Annotated in this window: 15 protein-coding genes; 8 read left to right on the forward strand and 7 right to left on the reverse strand. The window is 67.6% G+C overall.

Annotated features, from left to right (window positions below; genetic code table 11):
* Window positions 1-70: 70 nt before the first annotated feature.
* Window positions 71-1213 carry a GuaB3 family IMP dehydrogenase-related protein gene (locus AC5ZH6_RS08665; RefSeq protein WP_006367562.1) on the forward strand — a complete coding sequence of 381 codons (1143 nt, stop codon included), beginning with the start codon at window positions 71-73 and terminating at the stop codon, window positions 1211-1213.
* A gap of 55 nt (window positions 1214-1268) precedes the next feature.
* The gene (locus AC5ZH6_RS08670) at window positions 1269-3035 is read left to right on the forward strand and encodes a GMC family oxidoreductase (RefSeq protein ID WP_006367561.1); all 1767 of its coding nucleotides are present in this window, start codon (window positions 1269-1271) and stop codon (window positions 3033-3035) included.
* A gap of 122 nt (window positions 3036-3157) precedes the next feature.
* Here AC5ZH6_RS08670 and AC5ZH6_RS08675 read toward each other — a convergent pair whose 3' ends face one another.
* Genes AC5ZH6_RS08675 through AC5ZH6_RS08685 form a run of 3 tightly spaced genes read right to left on the reverse strand, consistent with a single transcriptional unit; the run spans window position 3158 to window position 5095 of the window.
* On the reverse strand, window positions 3158-3760 hold the full coding sequence (locus AC5ZH6_RS08675; protein WP_020171748.1) for an energy-coupling factor transporter transmembrane component T family protein: 603 nt from the start codon (window positions 3758-3760) through the stop codon (window positions 3158-3160).
* Entirely contained in the window at window positions 3757-4431 is a 675-nt protein-coding gene (locus AC5ZH6_RS08680; RefSeq protein ID WP_006367559.1) for an energy-coupling factor ABC transporter ATP-binding protein, read from the reverse strand. Before AC5ZH6_RS08680 ends, AC5ZH6_RS08675 begins: the two co-directional genes overlap by 4 nt.
* Window positions 4432-4450: 19 nt before the next feature.
* A complete protein-coding gene (locus AC5ZH6_RS08685) occupies window positions 4451-5095 on the reverse strand; it encodes a biotin transporter BioY (RefSeq protein ID WP_014359492.1) in 645 nt (214 codons plus the stop codon).
* Between the two features lie 98 nt (window positions 5096-5193).
* On the opposite strand from AC5ZH6_RS08685, the gene guaA reads away from it, so the two are divergent.
* Window positions 5194-6780 (forward strand): glutamine-hydrolyzing GMP synthase, encoded by a 1587-nt coding sequence (gene guaA / locus AC5ZH6_RS08690; protein ID WP_006367557.1) that lies wholly within the window; start codon window positions 5194-5196, stop codon window positions 6778-6780.
* 39 nt (window positions 6781-6819) lie between these two features.
* On the forward strand, window positions 6820-7014 hold the full coding sequence (locus AC5ZH6_RS08695; RefSeq protein WP_043456377.1) for a hypothetical protein: 195 nt from the start codon (window positions 6820-6822) through the stop codon (window positions 7012-7014).
* A gap of 17 nt (window positions 7015-7031) precedes the next feature.
* On the opposite strand, the gene AC5ZH6_RS08700 is transcribed toward AC5ZH6_RS08695, so the two are convergent.
* Both AC5ZH6_RS08700 and AC5ZH6_RS08705 read right to left on the reverse strand, forming a co-directional pair.
* A complete protein-coding gene (locus AC5ZH6_RS08700) occupies window positions 7032-7274 on the reverse strand; it encodes a hypothetical protein (RefSeq protein WP_006367556.1) in 243 nt (80 codons plus the stop codon).
* Between the two features lie 32 nt (window positions 7275-7306).
* Window positions 7307-8662: a PspC domain-containing protein gene (locus tag AC5ZH6_RS08705; RefSeq protein WP_014359493.1), complete on the reverse strand. Its 1356-nt coding sequence runs from the start codon at window positions 8660-8662 to the stop codon at window positions 7307-7309.
* A 163-nt stretch (window positions 8663-8825) separates the two neighbouring features.
* On the opposite strand from AC5ZH6_RS08705, the gene AC5ZH6_RS08710 reads away from it, so the two are divergent.
* A complete protein-coding gene (locus tag AC5ZH6_RS08710) occupies window positions 8826-10247 on the forward strand; it encodes an ATP-binding protein (protein ID WP_043456378.1) in 1422 nt (473 codons plus the stop codon).
* On the forward strand, window positions 10244-10924 hold the full coding sequence (locus AC5ZH6_RS08715) for a LuxR C-terminal-related transcriptional regulator (RefSeq protein WP_496168933.1): 681 nt from the start codon (window positions 10244-10246) through the stop codon (window positions 10922-10924). The genes AC5ZH6_RS08710 and AC5ZH6_RS08715 overlap by 4 nt, the downstream gene beginning before the upstream one ends.
* A gap of 81 nt (window positions 10925-11005) precedes the next feature.
* On the opposite strand, the gene AC5ZH6_RS08720 is transcribed toward AC5ZH6_RS08715, so the two are convergent.
* Both AC5ZH6_RS08720 and AC5ZH6_RS08725 read right to left on the reverse strand, forming a co-directional pair.
* Complete coding sequence (locus AC5ZH6_RS08720) at window positions 11006-12295, reverse strand: serine/threonine-protein kinase (protein ID WP_014359496.1); 1290 nt, start codon at window positions 12293-12295, stop codon at window positions 11006-11008.
* 194 nt (window positions 12296-12489) lie between these two features.
* Window positions 12490-13023, reverse strand: a complete 534-nt coding sequence (locus AC5ZH6_RS08725; protein WP_193361580.1) for a DnaJ family domain-containing protein — start codon at window positions 13021-13023, stop codon at window positions 12490-12492.
* A 36-nt stretch (window positions 13024-13059) separates the two neighbouring features.
* Here AC5ZH6_RS08725 and AC5ZH6_RS08730 point away from each other — a divergent pair, with 36 nt between their 5' ends.
* The gene (locus AC5ZH6_RS08730) at window positions 13060-13704 is read left to right on the forward strand and encodes a TetR/AcrR family transcriptional regulator (protein WP_240524184.1); all 645 of its coding nucleotides are present in this window, start codon (window positions 13060-13062) and stop codon (window positions 13702-13704) included.
* Between the two features lie 155 nt (window positions 13705-13859).
* The gene (locus AC5ZH6_RS08735; RefSeq protein WP_014359499.1) at window positions 13860-14897 is read left to right on the forward strand and encodes an Rv2578c family radical SAM protein; all 1038 of its coding nucleotides are present in this window, start codon (window positions 13860-13862) and stop codon (window positions 14895-14897) included.
* The last annotated feature ends 154 nt before the right edge of the window (window positions 14898-15051 follow it).

Raw genomic sequence — 15051 nt, forward strand, 5'->3', positions numbered from 1 at the left:
TGAGGCGGCCCAGAAGACCCTCGTGGCGTGCGTTGCAACATGACCGTGCGCCGGACAGAAAGGCGCAACGGTGCGTGACCTCGTGGACCTCGGCATGGGCCGGACGGCGCGGCAGACCTTCGAACTCGACGACGTCAGCATCGTTCCGTCGCGGCGGACCCGGTCGTCCAAGGACGTCTCGACCGCATGGCAGATCGATGCCTACCGTTTCGAGGCGCCGATTCTGAGTCACCCGACCGACGCCCTGGTGTCGCCTGCGGTGGCCATCGAACTCGGACGACTCGGCGCTCTCGGTGTCATCAACGGTGAAGGGCTCTGGGCGCGTCATCGCGACGTCGAGGACAAGATCGCCGAGCTGGTCGAGGTGGCAACCACCGACCCCGATCCGCAGGCCGCGGTGCGGCGCCTTCAGGAACTGCATGCGGCACCGCTGGATCCCGATCTGCTCGGTGCGGCCGTGGCCACCATCCGCGAGGCCGGGGTGACCACCGCGGTACGTGTCAGCCCCCAGCACGCACCCGAGCTGACCCCGGCCCTGGTGGCCGGTGGTGTGGAGTTGCTGGTGGTGCACGGCACGATCATCTCCGCCGAGCACGTCGTGCAGGGCGCCGAGCATCCGCTCAACCTCAAGACCTTCATCGCCGACCTCGACATCCCCGTCATCGCCGGCGGGGTGCACGATCATCGCACCGCACTGCACCTGATGCGCACCGGCGCCGCCGGCGTCATCGTCGGTTACGGCTCCACCGCGGGTGCCACCACCACCGGCGAGGTCCTGGGTATCGGGGTGCCGATGGCCACCGCGATCGCCGATGCGGCCGCCGCCCGGCGGGACTACCTCGACGAGACCGGCGGACGGTATGTCCACGTCATCGCCGACGGCGACATCCACACCTCCGGCGACCTCGCCAAGGCGATCGCCTGCGGAGCCGACGCGGCGGTGCTCGGCACTCCGCTGGCCGCCGCGGCGCAGGCCCCGGGGCGGGGCTGGTACTGGCCGTCGGCGGCCGCGCATCCCGACACCCCGCGTGGGGCCATGTTGCAGGTGGCCACGCCCGACGGCCGACCGACCCTCGAAGAGATTCTCACCGGCCCGTCCGCCGATCCGTTCGGGGAGTTGAATCTGGTTGGCGCACTTCGTCGTTCGATGGCCAAAGCGGGCTACTCCGATCTCAAGGAGTTCCAGAAGGTCGGGCTGACCATCCACCGCTGAGGGGAAAACGAGACCCCCATCACTCAATGTGACAATCGGCGTTAGAATATTTGCCATGGCAGCCCACCATGGTTCACCCGACTTCGACGTGCTCATCATCGGTTCCGGCTTCGGCGGCAGCGTCAGCGCGTTACGCCTGGTCGAGAAGGGGTATCGCGTTGGCGTCGTCGAAGCGGGTCGCCGCTTCGACGACGAGGACTTCGCCAAGACCAGCTGGCGGCTCAACAAGTGGCTCTGGGCACCCAAGCTCGGCCTGTACGGCATTCAGCGCATCCACGCCCTCAAGGACGTGATGATTCTGGCCGGTGCGGGCGTCGGCGGCGGGTCGCTCAATTACGCGAACACCCTGTACAAGCCGCCCACCCCGTTCTTCACCGATCCCCAGTGGAATCACATCACCGACTGGGAGGACGAACTGTCGCCGTACTACGATCAGGCGCGACGGATGCTCGGGGTGGTCACCAATCCGACGTTCACCGAATCCGACCGCATCATGCGTGAGGTCGCCGACGAGATGGGTGTCGGCGACACCTTCACCTCGACCCCGGTCGGTGTGTTCTTCGGAGAGAAGGTTGGTCTGGCCGGTCGTCCCGGACAGACCGTCCCCGACCCGTACTTCGGCGGGGCCGGACCCGAGCGCACCGCGTGCACCGAATGCGGCGCCTGTATGACCGGGTGCCGGGTCGGCGCCAAGAACACCCTGATGAAGAACTACCTGGGGCTGGCCGAACGCCACGGGGCGACGATCATCGACCGCACGACCGTCGACGGACTGTCCCGGCGCGCCGACGGTACCTGGGAGGTGAGCACGCATGGGTCGTCGTCGTGGGGGCCGCTGGGCCGACGTAGCCGCACCTACACCGCGTCGCAGGTGGTCGTCGCGGCGGGCACCTTCAACACCCAGCGTCTGCTCCACCACGCCAAGGAGCGCACCCTGCCCGCGATCTCGGATGCCATGGGGCGTCTGACCCGCACCAACTCCGAGTCAATCCTCGGCGCCAATGCGGCGAAATACGATCCCCGGCACGACTATTCACACGGTGTCGCGATCACCTCGTCGTTCCATCCGGAGCCGAACACGCACATCGAACCCGTCCGGTACGGCAAGGGCTCCAACGCCATCGCCTATCTGCAGACGCTGCTCACCGACGGTGGCACCCCGGCCCAACGATTCGGACAGTTCCTGCGTGCGGTGGCCCGCAATCCGTTCCTGCTCGCCCGGATTCTGGTGGTGCACAAGTGGAGTCAGCGCACCGTGATCGCGCTGGTGATGCAGAACAACAACAATTCGCTGACGACCTTCGTCCGCAAACGCGGACCCCTGCGCTACATCACCAGCAAGCAGGGCATCGGCGAGCCCAATCCGACCTGGATTCCCAAGGGCAACGAGGCCACCCGCCGGATCGCCGACAAACTCCCGGGCGGGATGGCCGGCGGCACGTGGGGCGACATCGTCAACATGCCGCTGACCGCCCACTATCTCGGTGGGTGCGCCATCTCCGACGATCCGGCCAACGGTGTCATCGACCCCTATCACCGCGTCTGGAACTACCCGACGCTGCACATCACCGACGGTGCGTCGATCTCGGCCAATCTCGGGGTCAATCCGTCGTTGTCGATCTGTGCCCAGGCCGAGCGCGCGATGGCGTTCTGGCCCAACAAGGGTGAGATCGACACCCGGCCGGAACAGGGTGTGGGATACACGCGACTGCAACCGGTGGTACCTGTTGCGCCCGTGGTACCCGCGGATGCGCCCGGGGCGCTGCGATTGCCGATCACGCCGGTCGAGCGGGCCGAATTGCCCACGGCGCCGGGAGCGTAGCGAGCGGGCCGAATTGCCTACGGCGCCGGGAGCGTAGCGAGCGGGCCGAATTGCCTACGGCGCCGGGAGCGTAGCGAGCGGGCCGGGTGGGTGCGGCGCCGGGAGCGTGGCGAGTGGCGCGGTCAGTCCAGGCCGCGTGCCGAGAGGCTCTCGGCGAATCCGTCTGCGGTGCGCAGGGCGCCGAGCACGATGGGCGCCACCAGGATTCGCGGTCCGGGGCGTAGGCCGCGGGCCCGTCGGGCCTCGTCGACCTGACCGGCGATCTCGACCATCAGGGGGATGGCGCGGATCGTGAGTGCCAGGGCGATCGCGATGAGGTCGGTACGAATCCCGAAGCGCCGCAACGGGTGTAGTGCGCGGGTCAGTGAGTCGAGCATGTCGGTGGTCCGGGTGGTCAGGGTGACCACCGCCGCCAGCAGTACCGACAGCGCCAGGATTCCGCACACGAGCAGGGCGCGCCGCGCGTCGGTGAAGATCCACTGGAAAGCGAAGATGAACACCAGGATCCAGAGGGTGGGCCGGAACTGTCGCCAGGCGGTGACCGGTCCGATCCCGGCCAGCGCGTAGAGCGCCGCCACGGCGAGTGCGCCAATGCCCAGCGCGGGCAGTGAGCGTACGGCCAGGGAGATCGCCAGGATCGCCGCGGCGAGCCCGACCAGCTTGATTCCCGGCGAGAGTCGGTGCAGCGGTGAGTGTCCCGGACGGTAGGTGCCCAGCGGATTCACGTCATCATCTCCCGGTAGTGACGCAGTGCCGGTGTGGGCTCGTCGTCGGCGACGATGCGTCCGTCGTCCATCACCAGTACGCGGTCGAAGTCGGAGACGAGATCGAGGTCGTGACTGACGACGATGAGTTGTTCGGTCAGTCCGGCGAACACCGCGCGCAACATCCGGGCGTTGCGCAGATCCAGCAGGGTGGTCGGTTCGTCGGCGATGATCACCGCGGGTTCGGTGACGAACACCGATGCCAGGGCGAGGAGTTGCTTCTGGCCGCCGGAGAGCCGTCCGGCGGGGGAGTCGGCGTGGTCGGCCAATCCGAACCGGTCGAGGACGGTCCGGGTGCGTTCGGCGCGTTCGGTTCTGCTCAGATCGGTGCGGGTGAGGGAGAGCTCGATGTCCTCGGCGACGGTCGGCATGATGATCTGCCGGTCGGGGTCGGAGAAGATGAAGCCGACCTCGCGTCGGACGCGTCGTTTGTGGCGTCGCGCGTCGATCCCGTTGACCGTCACGGTGCCGTGGTCGGGGATGACGAGCGCGTTGATCATTCGCACCAGGGTCGATTTGCCGCTGCCGTTGGCGCCGACGATCCCGATTCGGCGTTCCGACAGGGTCAGCGACACCTCGCGCAGGACGGTGCGGGCACCGAAGGCGTGGGTGATGTCGCAGAACTCGATCACGATGGGGCTCCGGTCGCGGTCAGTTCGACGGGGAGGCCTCGTGGGTCGGTCGCCGCAGCGGGCTGATCAGACCCGGCCATCCGCGGTGGACCTGGGCGGCGACCACGGCGGCGACGACGGCCTTGATCGTGTCGCCGAGGATGAACCAGCCGTTCGCGGCGATCGCCGCCCACAGCGTCATGTCGGCGCGGATCATCAGGCCGATGGTGCCGCAGATGTACACCACGAGGATGCCGCCGATGATGTTGATGACGATGCCGGGCAGCACCCGATACCGCGGCACCGTCTGCGATCGGGTGTGCGTCCACATCATCAGTGCGGTCAGTACGCCGATGACGATCACTCCCGGCAGGAAGCCGACGAAGAAGCCCGCGGTGGGGGAGCTCAATGCCGTCAAGCCGTTACGGCCACCGGAGAGGATCGGCAGGCCGGCGATCGCGAGCACCATGAAGATGACCACCGACAGCGTGCCCTTCTTGGGGCCGAGGATCGCCCCGGCGAGCATCACGCCGAGCGTCTGGAAGGTGATCGGCACGCCGGCGGTGCCCACGGTGATGGTGCCGGGCAGGCCGAGTGCGGCGATCAGCGCGGCGAACACCGCCGCCTGGGTGATGTCGGCGATGGTCAGTGACCAGGCACTGGGCCGGGTATCAGAAGTAGTCATTGCGAAAGATGAGTATTCCACGACGATCGGGGCGTGCGATCCGCCAGGGCGCGCAGGGTGAACCGCCCGGTGTCCGGCGGTGCCACTAGACTCGCCCCGTGACCGATTCGCAGGGATTCATCGACGGCCCGCGCCCGGTGCTCGTCGTCGACTTCGGTGCCCAGTACGCGCAGTTGATCGCGCGCCGTGTCCGTGAGGCGCGGATCTACTCCGAGGTGATCGCGCACGACGCGGGTATCGAGGCGTTCAAGGCCAAGGACCCGGTGGCGCTGATCCTCTCCGGTGGGCCCGCCTCGGTGTACGCCGAGGACGCCCCGCGGCTGGATCCGGCGATCCTCGACCTCGATATCCCGGTCTTCGGCATCTGCTACGGATTCCAGACCATGGCCGCAGCGCTGGGTGGTCGGGTGGCCAACACCGGTGGGCGCGAATTCGGCCGCACCACACTGACTCTCACCGACGAGGGGCTCCTGCACCAGGGACTGTCCAGCACTCAGCCGGTGTGGATGAGCCACAACGACGCCGTGCAGGAGGCGCCGGAGGGGTTCACCGTCACCGGCTCGACGCCCGGTGCGCCGGTTGCCGCGTTCGAGAATGTCGAGCGCCGGATGGCCGGGGTGCAATACCACCCGGAGGTGCTGCACACCCCGCACGGCCAGCAGATCCTCACCCGCTTCCTCTACGAGATCGCCGGGCTCGAGGCCGACTGGACCGCCGCCAACATCGCCGACGCCCTCATCGACCAGGTCTCCGACCAGATCGGCGACGGTCTGGCCATCTGCGGTCTGTCCGGTGGGGTGGATTCCGCGGTTGCGGCGGCCCTGGTGCAGCGTGCGATCGGTGATCGGCTGACGTGTGTGTTCGTCGATCACGGGTTGCTGCGCGCGGGCGAGCGTGAGCAGGTGCAACACGACTTCGTCGGTGCCACCGGCGCGAAACTGGTCACCGTCGACGCCGCCGACACCTTCTTGCGCGAGTTGTCCGGGGTCAGCGATCCGGAACAGAAGCGAAAGATCATCGGCCGCGAGTTCATCCGCTCGTTCGAGGGCGCGGTGAGTGAGGTGCTGGGCGATCACGCCGAGGGCGGACAGCAGGTCGACTACCTGGTGCAGGGTACCCTGTATCCGGATGTCGTCGAGTCCGGTGGTGGTAGTGGTACGGCCAACATCAAGAGCCACCACAACGTCGGCGGATTGCCCGAGGATCTCGAGTTCAGCCTCGTTGAGCCGCTGCGCCTGCTGTTCAAGGACGAGGTGCGCGCCGTTGGCCGTGAGCTCGGTCTGCCGGAGGAGATCGTTGCGCGTCAGCCGTTCCCGGGTCCGGGTCTGGCGATCCGGATCGTCGGGGAGGTCACCGCGGAGCGGCTGGCCATGTTGCGTAAGGCCGATCTCATCGCGCGTGAGGAATTGACCGCGGCGGGGCTCGACGCGCAGATCTGGCAGTGCCCGGTGGTGCTGCTCGCCGACGTGCGCAGCGTCGGCGTCCAGGGCGACGGCCGCACCTACGGTCATCCGATCGTGCTGCGCCCGGTTTCCAGTGAGGACGCGATGACCGCGGACTGGACCCGCGTGCCCTATGAGGTCCTCGAGATCATCTCCACCCGCATCACCAACGAGGTCCCCGACGTGAACCGTGTCGTCCTCGACGTCACGAGCAAGCCGCCGGGCACCATCGAGTGGGAGTGAGTGGGGCCGTGGTGCCCTCGCCTTCGACGTGCGAGTGAGATGTCCGGCGCCATCGGTCTCGCAGCGCTGATACTCGTGTCGCTGGTACTCGCCGCGGCAGTGATCGTTGCGGCCGTGACGGTGCATCGGCGCACCGGAAGTGTTGTCGGAGCGGTGGTCACCGCCTGTGCCGCAGCGCTCGTCGCTTATGGCGTCGTGATCATCGTGATCATGAGCGGGCAACCGAACCTCTAGACCAGTTCGGCAGATGATCAGCGCGACCGGGCCGACCGTGCTCCGGTGGCGATGAGCAGGGCGCCGACGGCGACGGCGATCCCGACGAGGGCCCATCCGATGGTCGCCGGGTCGGGCAGCGTCGGCCCGTCGGCGAGTCCCCAGCCGGCCACCAGCAGGGCGGCGAGCCCGATCAACGCCACCACGGGGGCACGACGCTGTGGTGCGCGGTCGGTGTCATTGTGATCGCCATTGCCGAATGATGGTGTCGTGCTCTTCATCTCGTCTCCTGTTCAGGGGTTGCCGGAGGTGTTCATCGCTGCACCTTCACACTGCCGACATTGGTGTGGGCGTCGATGGTGAGCACGGGGCCGGTGGTGCCGTCGTTGCCGCCGTCGAGTCCCTCGGGGCAGGAATAGTCGCCGACGCCTGCTGTGCATTCGGCCCGGATGTTCATCCCGGCGGGCACCTCGACGACGATCTCGCCGATTCCGTTGCGTAGGTGTACGGTCTCGTCGGTCGTCAGGTCGACGTCGCGGAGATCGAGCGTCATGCTGCCCATGGTCAGTGTGTACTCGTCGCGGATGTCGTTCTCGCTCATCGGTTTCCAGTTCCGTTCGCCGACTCCGCCGCCGGGCATACCGAACCGGTGGTCACCGGAGGCGGCTCCGGCGAGCAACGTGGTCACGATCACCGCCGCAGAGAGTCCGACCGCGAGTGGTACCAACGCCCCCGGGTGCGAGCGTGTGGACTGCCTGCGCAGCCCGTTGACCAGCAGACCCGCTCCGATCACGGCCAATGCCAGGGACAGCACGTGTGGCACGGTGAACCAGCCGGCGCCGAGTCCGTGGGCGGCGATCCCGCCTGCGACCACCAGGACCGCGATGCCGACCACGATGAACGAGAACGCCGATCGGCGGGGCGCGGCAGGTGGCGTCGGTGGCGTCGCGGGTGTGGTGGGTTCGGGGAGATCCCAGGCGAATCGGGCGGCCCCGAGCGGATCCCACGACGGGGGTGTGGCCTCGATGAAATCGGTCGGTGCGGCGGAAGTCGGGGCTGTGGTGCTCGCGGTGGGTGATGCGGTGACCCCGGCCGCCGGCTTGGCGAGATCGACCGCACCCGGTGCGCCGGGTACCGACGCCGATGCGGTGGATGCGGCACCGGTTCGTACCGCGCGCGGGGTCCAGCGGACGAATCGTTGCGGCGGTTCCGGCGCCGAGACGGTCGAAACGCTGGTATCTGCAGGTGGTTCGGGCGTGCGCAGGAACAGCAACCACCATCCGATGAGCATCAGGATGCCGCCGACGATTCCGCCCGAACCCCAAGGGCCACGCGAGAACACCGACGAGACGACGATCACGACGACCACCCACAGGATCACCGTCGGATTGTTGTGCCACCCGCGGGAGGCACCGCGATCGCCGCCGGCGGCGTGCGTGCGGGCCCGGGTGGTGGACGGAAAGGCGATCCATGCCGCGAGGTACAGGAGCACCCCGCTGCCGCCGAAGACGGCCGCCACCACGAACGCCACCTTCACCAGCGTCGGGTCGACCCGGTAGCGCTCACCGATGCCCGTGCAGACACCGGCAATGGTGCGCGGAGAGGCCGGTCTGGTGGGCCGTGTGGCCCACAGCCGTTCGAGCTGCGTCCGAAGCTGCGTCGTGTCCATGGCACTCATCGTGCTCGGTTCGTGGCGAGCTCACATCGGGGACCGACCCTGAAATCCACCCGGATCGACGCGTCGCCGACGTCGGCCGGTGTCGCGGTCTTCGGGGTCGGCACCGGGGTGAACCCTGATGCCCGGGCCCGACGATCATGGAAGTATCGAAGGCATGGCAACCGACGTCGAGCGTGCGCAGAGACTGATGCGCCGCAGTGGCGGCCGCGTGATCGGCGGTGTCGCCGGCGGCGTCGCCGACCACCTCGGCGTCGACGCATTCCGGGTCCGCGTCGTCTTCGTCGTGCTGACCGCGATGGCCGGGGCGGGCGCGCTCGCCTACGCGCTGCTGTGGTTCTTCTGCCCGCCGGGCGACGACGTCGCCGCTCCCAGCCCGTCCGAGCGCAGGCAGGCGTGGGGACTCGCGCTCATCGGGTTGGTCGCGATGAGCGTGGTGGGTTTCGCCGCATCCGGTACGCCCGCCACCTACCTCGTGCCGCTGGTGTTCGTGGCCGTCGGTGCGAGCCTGGTCTGGCGCGAATTCGACACCTCGGCGCGTGCCCGCCCCCACGGTCCGCTGCTGACCTGGACACGACTGGCAGGTGGCGCGGTACTGGTGATCGGGGGCTTGGTCGTCATCGTGTTCGCCGGCACCCGGAACTTCGGCGGACTGAGTACGACGCTCCTCGCCGTCGGTGCGACGTTGCTGGGCGTGCTGTTGCTGACGGTGCCGCTCTGGATGCGAATGTGGCGCGCCCTCAACGAGGAACGGGCCGCGCGCATCCGCAATGCCGAACGCGAGGAGATCGCCTCGCACCTGCACGACTCGGTGCTGCAGACGCTGGCCCTCATCCAGAAGCAGGCCGCCAAGCCAGAGGAGGTCGCGCGCCTGGCTCGCAGTCAGGAACGCGAGTTACGGACGTGGCTGTTCGGTGATCCGGCGCAGCGCGGCGGGTCCCTGGTTGCCGCCGTGACCAGCGTGGCCGGCGAGATCGAAGACCATTACGGCGTCGAGGTCGAGGTGGTGACGGTCGGCGATCTGCGGCCCGACGAGGAGCCCGACAAGTCGATCGCGAAACGGTGGCCCGCGCTGATCGGGGTGACCCGGGAGGCATTGATCAACGCGGCCAAGCACTCCGGCGAACGCAAGATCGATGTCTACCTCGAGGTCGGCGACGACGAGGTCGAGGTGTACGTGCGCGATCGCGGCGTCGGCTTCGATCCCGACCGGGTCGACGGTGATCGTCAGGGCATCGCACGGTCGATCCGGGCCCGCACCGAGCGCGTCGGCGGACAGGTGTCGATCCGCTCGGCGCCCGGGCGTGGCACCAATGTGCGGGTCACCATGCCCCGTGGGGATTCCGTCCCGCACGAGGACGAGAAGGCCGGGGCCGATCTCGAAAAGCATTCGGATATCCCCATTTCCGGCGAGGATCCCTCGGTCGTCCGGACTCCCGGGAATCGCGGTGCAGGGCACCTGGGTTCCGACCACACCGGCACGGACCACACCGGCCCCGGCCAGCGAGTCACCGACCAGCACGCCACCGACGATCCGAACACCGACGATCCGAGCACCGACCACGGAAAGGCATCATGACCATCGAAGCGCCGCATACCGGGCACTACCGGGTGTTCCTCGTCGACGATCACGGCGTGTTCCGGTCGGGGGTGCGGGCCGAACTCGCCGGGGAGGACGGTCTGACGGTCGCCGGCGAGGCGGGCACGGTCGCCGAGGCGATCGCCGGGATCACCCGTCTGCGACCGGATGTGGTGCTGCTCGATGTGCACATGCCCGCCGGTGGTGGGGTCGCGGTGCTGCGTGGGGTGACCGACGCGCTGGGAGTCGATGCCCCGGTGTTCCTGGCATTGTCGGTGTCCGACGCGGCCGAGGACGTGATCGCCACGATTCGCGCCGGTGCCCGCGGTTACGTGACCAAGACGATCGACGGGAGCGAACTCGCCGACTCGGTCCGTCGGGTCGCCGAGGGCGACGCCGTGTTCAGTCCACGTCTGGCCGGATTCGTGCTGGACTCCTTCACCGGCAAATCGTCGACGCCGGAGCCGCAACTGGACCCCGAACTCGACTCGCTGACCCGACGGGAACTCGAGGTCCTGCGACTGCTCGCACGCGGGTACACCTACCGCGAGATCGCCGAGGAACTGTTCATCTCGATCAAGACCGTCGAGACCCATGCCTCCAACGTGCTGCGAAAGACCCAGCAGTCCAACCGGAATGCGCTCACCCGGTGGGCGGCGACCCGTCATATCGGGTGAACCGTGCCTCGCCCGGATCCGACCGAAATGCTTGATGGGCGAGTGCTTGATGGCCGAGCGCTTGATCAGTCGAGCGCTTGATCAGACGAGCGCGATCACCAGCACGATGATGGCGGCGAGGACGACGAAGAACAAGAACACCACGGCGGCAAGGACACCCGGCGAGGTCTGCCGGTGCGGCGCGGGTGGACCGAGTGGCGGCATCGCGCTGCTGTAGGACGGTGCCGTCGGATAGCGCGGCGAGTACTGTCCCGGAGGCTGGGCGCCGGGATGGGACATGGCACCGGGACGGGATATGGCGCCGGGCGCTCGGGCCGGATCGTAGGGCGGTGGCGTCGCCACGCGGGTGGGATCGTAATGGTGTTGTGGTGCAGCGGGATTCGAGGTCATTCCGCGGGGTGAGGAGCCCGACGCCGGCGGTGGCCCTGGTGGTGCCGTGCGGGGCCGGGTGTTGCGCCCGAGGTCGGATCGGGAGACAAGGCTGGTCAGCACCTGCTCGGTGGAGCCGTGCTCACCCGCGGCGATCCGGGCGAGTTCGTCACGCGCCTGCGCCATCGAGACGCGGCGCCGAGGGCTCGGCTCGAGCATCCGCAACAGCACTGGTTCGAGTACGCCGGCCCGCTTCATCGGATTGATCTGCGCACGCGCGACCCGATGCAACATCACCAGCGAGTTGTCGTCGACGCCGTACGGCGGTTCACCCTCGACCATCGTGTAGATGGTGGCGCCGAGAGAGTACACATCCGACGGCTCGGCCGGCTCGTCGCCGCGAGCGACCTCGGGTGCGAAATAGGCTGGGGTACCGGTGATCAGGCCGGTCTGGGTGAGGGTGACATCGTCCTTGGCGCGGGAGATGCCGAAGTCGGTGATCTTGACCAGCCCGGCCTGACGCCCACCCCCGGCGATGAGGATGTTGCCGGGTTTGATGTCGCGGTGGATGATTCCCGATGCGTGCGCCTCGACCATCGCGTCGGCGACCTGTGCGCCGATCTTCGCGGCCTCGGTGACCTCGAGAGTTCCGGTGGCATGCAGGATCTGGGCGACGCTGCGTGAGGGCAGATACTCCATCACCAGCCAGGGCTCGCCGCCGTCGAGGGCGACGTCGTGCATGGCGATGGCGTTGCGGTGGCTCAGTCGGGCCGCGATCCGGCCCTCGCGCATCGCGCGCTGCCGAACGGTTTCCGCGGAGTCCTCCGACAATCCCTCGGTGGAGAGGACCTGCTTGACGGCCACCTCACGGTCGAGGAGTTGGTCGCGGGCGAGCCAGACCGTGCCCATGCCACCGCCGCCGATGCGCGAGACGAGCCGATAGCGTCCGGCCACCAAGAAATTGGGGCCGGGTGTCCGGTGGCTGTCGACGTCGGCGGGCATGACAGCGATGATAGCCGTGGCGCTCAGGCGCACCGCCCGGTGTGAGCTGGGCTGTCCGTCGAAAAGGGGAGTCAGTCGTCTGGTGTGGATGGGAGGCGCGCGGCAAACGGATGCCGGGTGGTGCGTTCGCGATGGAGCCGCCTCCTGGAAGCGGTGCGGTCGACCGGTACCGGCACACCTGGCCGATCGCGGTCTCAGTGATGTCGTCGACCCGCCTTGCCGAAGATACCTCGGCGAGACCGCTTCTGCGCCTTCGCTTCTTGACGTGGCATGGAGCGTGCTTCCGCAGATCGCGCCGCCTTGCGTTCGGCCCATGCAGCCACCGTGGCTTCGGTGTCACGGGGCATGGTGATCAGCGGCGGTCCGGATGGCAGCTGGAGACGAGCGTGCATCACCCGGTCGTTGAACTGGGCAATCTCGCGTCGAACGGCCTTCTCGTTCGATAGCCGATCGAGTTGCTCATCCAGGGCGGCATCATCTTTTCGTAACTGAATGGACGGCGGCAGGAAAACGAGTCCCTCGCGCTTCATGAACCTCTTGAGCCACCAGTCCGGGTCATCGGCATCGGACAGATCCAGTGGCTGGCCGCTGCCGGGGAGGTCATCAAAGTCGCCCCGTTCGATCGCCTTCCGAATATGCATGTCGGCGAGCAGAGCGATCGCCGTTTCGGAGTCGAACGCGAAAGCGGACGGGTTGCAGAACGTCAGGGGCGGCGTGTGCTCATGCATCGTCAGCACTCCATGTCGTGAATCTATTTCGGTCAGATGTATTATGTCATCTGTATTGCAACAGTGAGAGGGTTACGAGTGCCAAAGCAGGTTGATCATCATCAGCGGCGTGAGTCGATCGCTCATGCGCTGTGGCGCGTCGTTGATCAGCACGGTTGGGCACGGGCGACCATGCGTGAAGTTGCCGCTGAGGCGGGGGTTTCACTGGGTCAGTTGCAGCACTACTTCTCTTCTCGTGCCGAGATGTTGGCCTTCGCGATGGAGTTTGCGTCGGAACAAACATCTCGCCGAGTCTCACGAAGCCTGACGTCGCTCGACCAACCCCTGCATCCTCGCGACGTGCTGCGAGTGGTCCTCACGGAGATGCTTCCTCTGCGCCCTGACTCCCGTGCCACCAGCCGTATGAACGCCGCTTACGTGCTCGAGGCGATGCACGACTCATCGCTGCGTCAGCAGGTTGGACGCGGACTGCGGGAGGGACGCGCGATGGTGGAAAGTCTCATCCGGGAGGCGATCGGCCAGGGGCATATCCGTCGCGGTTGCGACCCGGTCATCGAAACGGATCTGGTCCTTGCGTTGACCGGACTCGGCCCTCTTCTCGACCTCGACGTCATCGAACCGCGAGCGGCACTCGCGGCGATTGACCAGCATCTCGACCGACTCTTCGCACCCGAATCATGACCGATGCAGGTACCGGTGTGCCCTGCGAACCCTCCGTGCGCGACGTGCCCGACGTCCTGAACTCCGAGACCCCTGGGAGGGTCGACGCCGCTCCCGCCCGAGGGTGTTGTGCGCGCTGGATTGACAAGACCTAGCACATGTGTTCGACTCCGGGTATGCGTTGGTCCGAACAGGCTGTCGAAGCCGACGATGGTGCCCTGCCGGGTCTGGGCCGGGCCGGGCTGGTGCGATCGGTGCAGACCCCGGAGTTCGAGGGCATCACCTTTCACGAGGTCCTCGCCAAGAGTGCGCTCAACCGGGTGCCCGAGGAGTCCGGGTTGCCGTTCACCTACACGGTCAACACCTTTCGGGGGTGCACCCATGCCTGTCGGTACTGCTTCGCCCGGCCCACCCACGAATACCTCGACCTCGACGCGGGCCGGGACTTCGACTCGCAGGTCGTGGTCAAACTCAACGTGGCCGCGGTGTTGCGCAAGGAATTACGGCGTCGATCCTGGCGTCGGGAACCGGTGGCCCTGGGCACCAACACCGACCCCTATCAGCGGGCCGAGGGCCGCTATCGGCTGATGCCCGGCGTGATCTCGGCGCTGACGGAATCGGCCACGCCGTTCTCGATCCTCACCAAGGGCACGCTGCTGCGACGTGATCTGCCCCTGCTGCGTCAGGCCGCCGGGCAGGTGCCGGTGTCGCTGAGCATCTCGCTGGCCTTTCATGATGCCGAGTTGCAGAAGCAGATCGAACCGGGGACGCCGTCGCCCGCGGCGCGGCTGGCACTGATCCGCGACATCGCCGAGGCCGGGTTCGCCCCGCACGTCATGGTCGCCCCGGTGATCCCGTACCTGACCGATTCCAGCGCGCACCTCGACGCCCTGCTCGCCTCGCTCGCCGAGGCCGGGGCGTCGGGCGTCACCGTCATCCCGATGCATCTGCGCGGTGCCACCAAGCCGTGGTTTCTGACCTGGCTCGCCGAGCATCACCCGGCGCTCGTCCGCCGATATCGCACGCTCTACGGGCGGGGCGCTTACGTCACCCCGGAGTATTCGTCGTGGCTGCGCGAACGGATGCGGCCGATGGTGGCACGTCACGGGTTGGCCGGGGCGTCGGGCTCGCGTGTGGGGCACCCGGAGCAGCCTTCCGGCGTCGACGATCCGGTGGCCGAACCCGAACTGGCACAAGCGCTCACGTTGTTCTGAGATCGCTCGTTCTTCCCGAGGGTTTTCGTTCTTCCTCGGGAGATTTTGCGGGGAAGGTCTTGTTTCTTCGGGAAGAAGCTCGGGCGACCTGCGCGGTTGCGGACTGTCGGAGCCGCGTCGTACGATCGGAACATCGAAAAAACATTCGATTCGC

This window comes from Gordonia sp. YC-XJ4 (assembly GCF_059511865.1).

Excerpts from the sequence above, each read along its gene's own strand:
- AC5ZH6_RS08670 (WP_006367561.1), top strand. The coding sequence starts at position 1,269 with ATGGCAGCCCACCATGGTTCACCCGACTTCGACGTGCTCATCATCGGT.
- AC5ZH6_RS08685 (WP_014359492.1), bottom strand. The coding sequence starts at position 5,095 with ATGACTACTTCTGATACCCGGCCCAGTGCCTGGTCACTGACCATCGCC.
- AC5ZH6_RS08695 (WP_043456377.1), top strand. The coding sequence starts at position 6,820 with ATGTCCGGCGCCATCGGTCTCGCAGCGCTGATACTCGTGTCGCTGGTA.
- AC5ZH6_RS08700 (WP_006367556.1), bottom strand. The coding sequence starts at position 7,274 with ATGAAGAGCACGACACCATCATTCGGCAATGGCGATCACAATGACACC.
- AC5ZH6_RS08705 (WP_014359493.1), bottom strand. The coding sequence starts at position 8,662 with ATGGACACGACGCAGCTTCGGACGCAGCTCGAACGGCTGTGGGCCACA.
- AC5ZH6_RS08710 (WP_043456378.1), top strand. The coding sequence starts at position 8,826 with ATGGCAACCGACGTCGAGCGTGCGCAGAGACTGATGCGCCGCAGTGGC.
- AC5ZH6_RS08715 (WP_496168933.1), top strand. The coding sequence starts at position 10,244 with ATGACCATCGAAGCGCCGCATACCGGGCACTACCGGGTGTTCCTCGTC.
- AC5ZH6_RS08720 (WP_014359496.1), bottom strand. The coding sequence starts at position 12,295 with ATGCCCGCCGACGTCGACAGCCACCGGACACCCGGCCCCAATTTCTTG.
- AC5ZH6_RS08725 (WP_193361580.1), bottom strand. The coding sequence starts at position 13,023 with ATGCATGAGCACACGCCGCCCCTGACGTTCTGCAACCCGTCCGCTTTC.
- AC5ZH6_RS08730 (WP_240524184.1), top strand. The coding sequence starts at position 13,060 with ATGTATTATGTCATCTGTATTGCAACAGTGAGAGGGTTACGAGTGCCA.
- AC5ZH6_RS08735 (WP_014359499.1), top strand. The coding sequence starts at position 13,860 with ATGCGTTGGTCCGAACAGGCTGTCGAAGCCGACGATGGTGCCCTGCCG.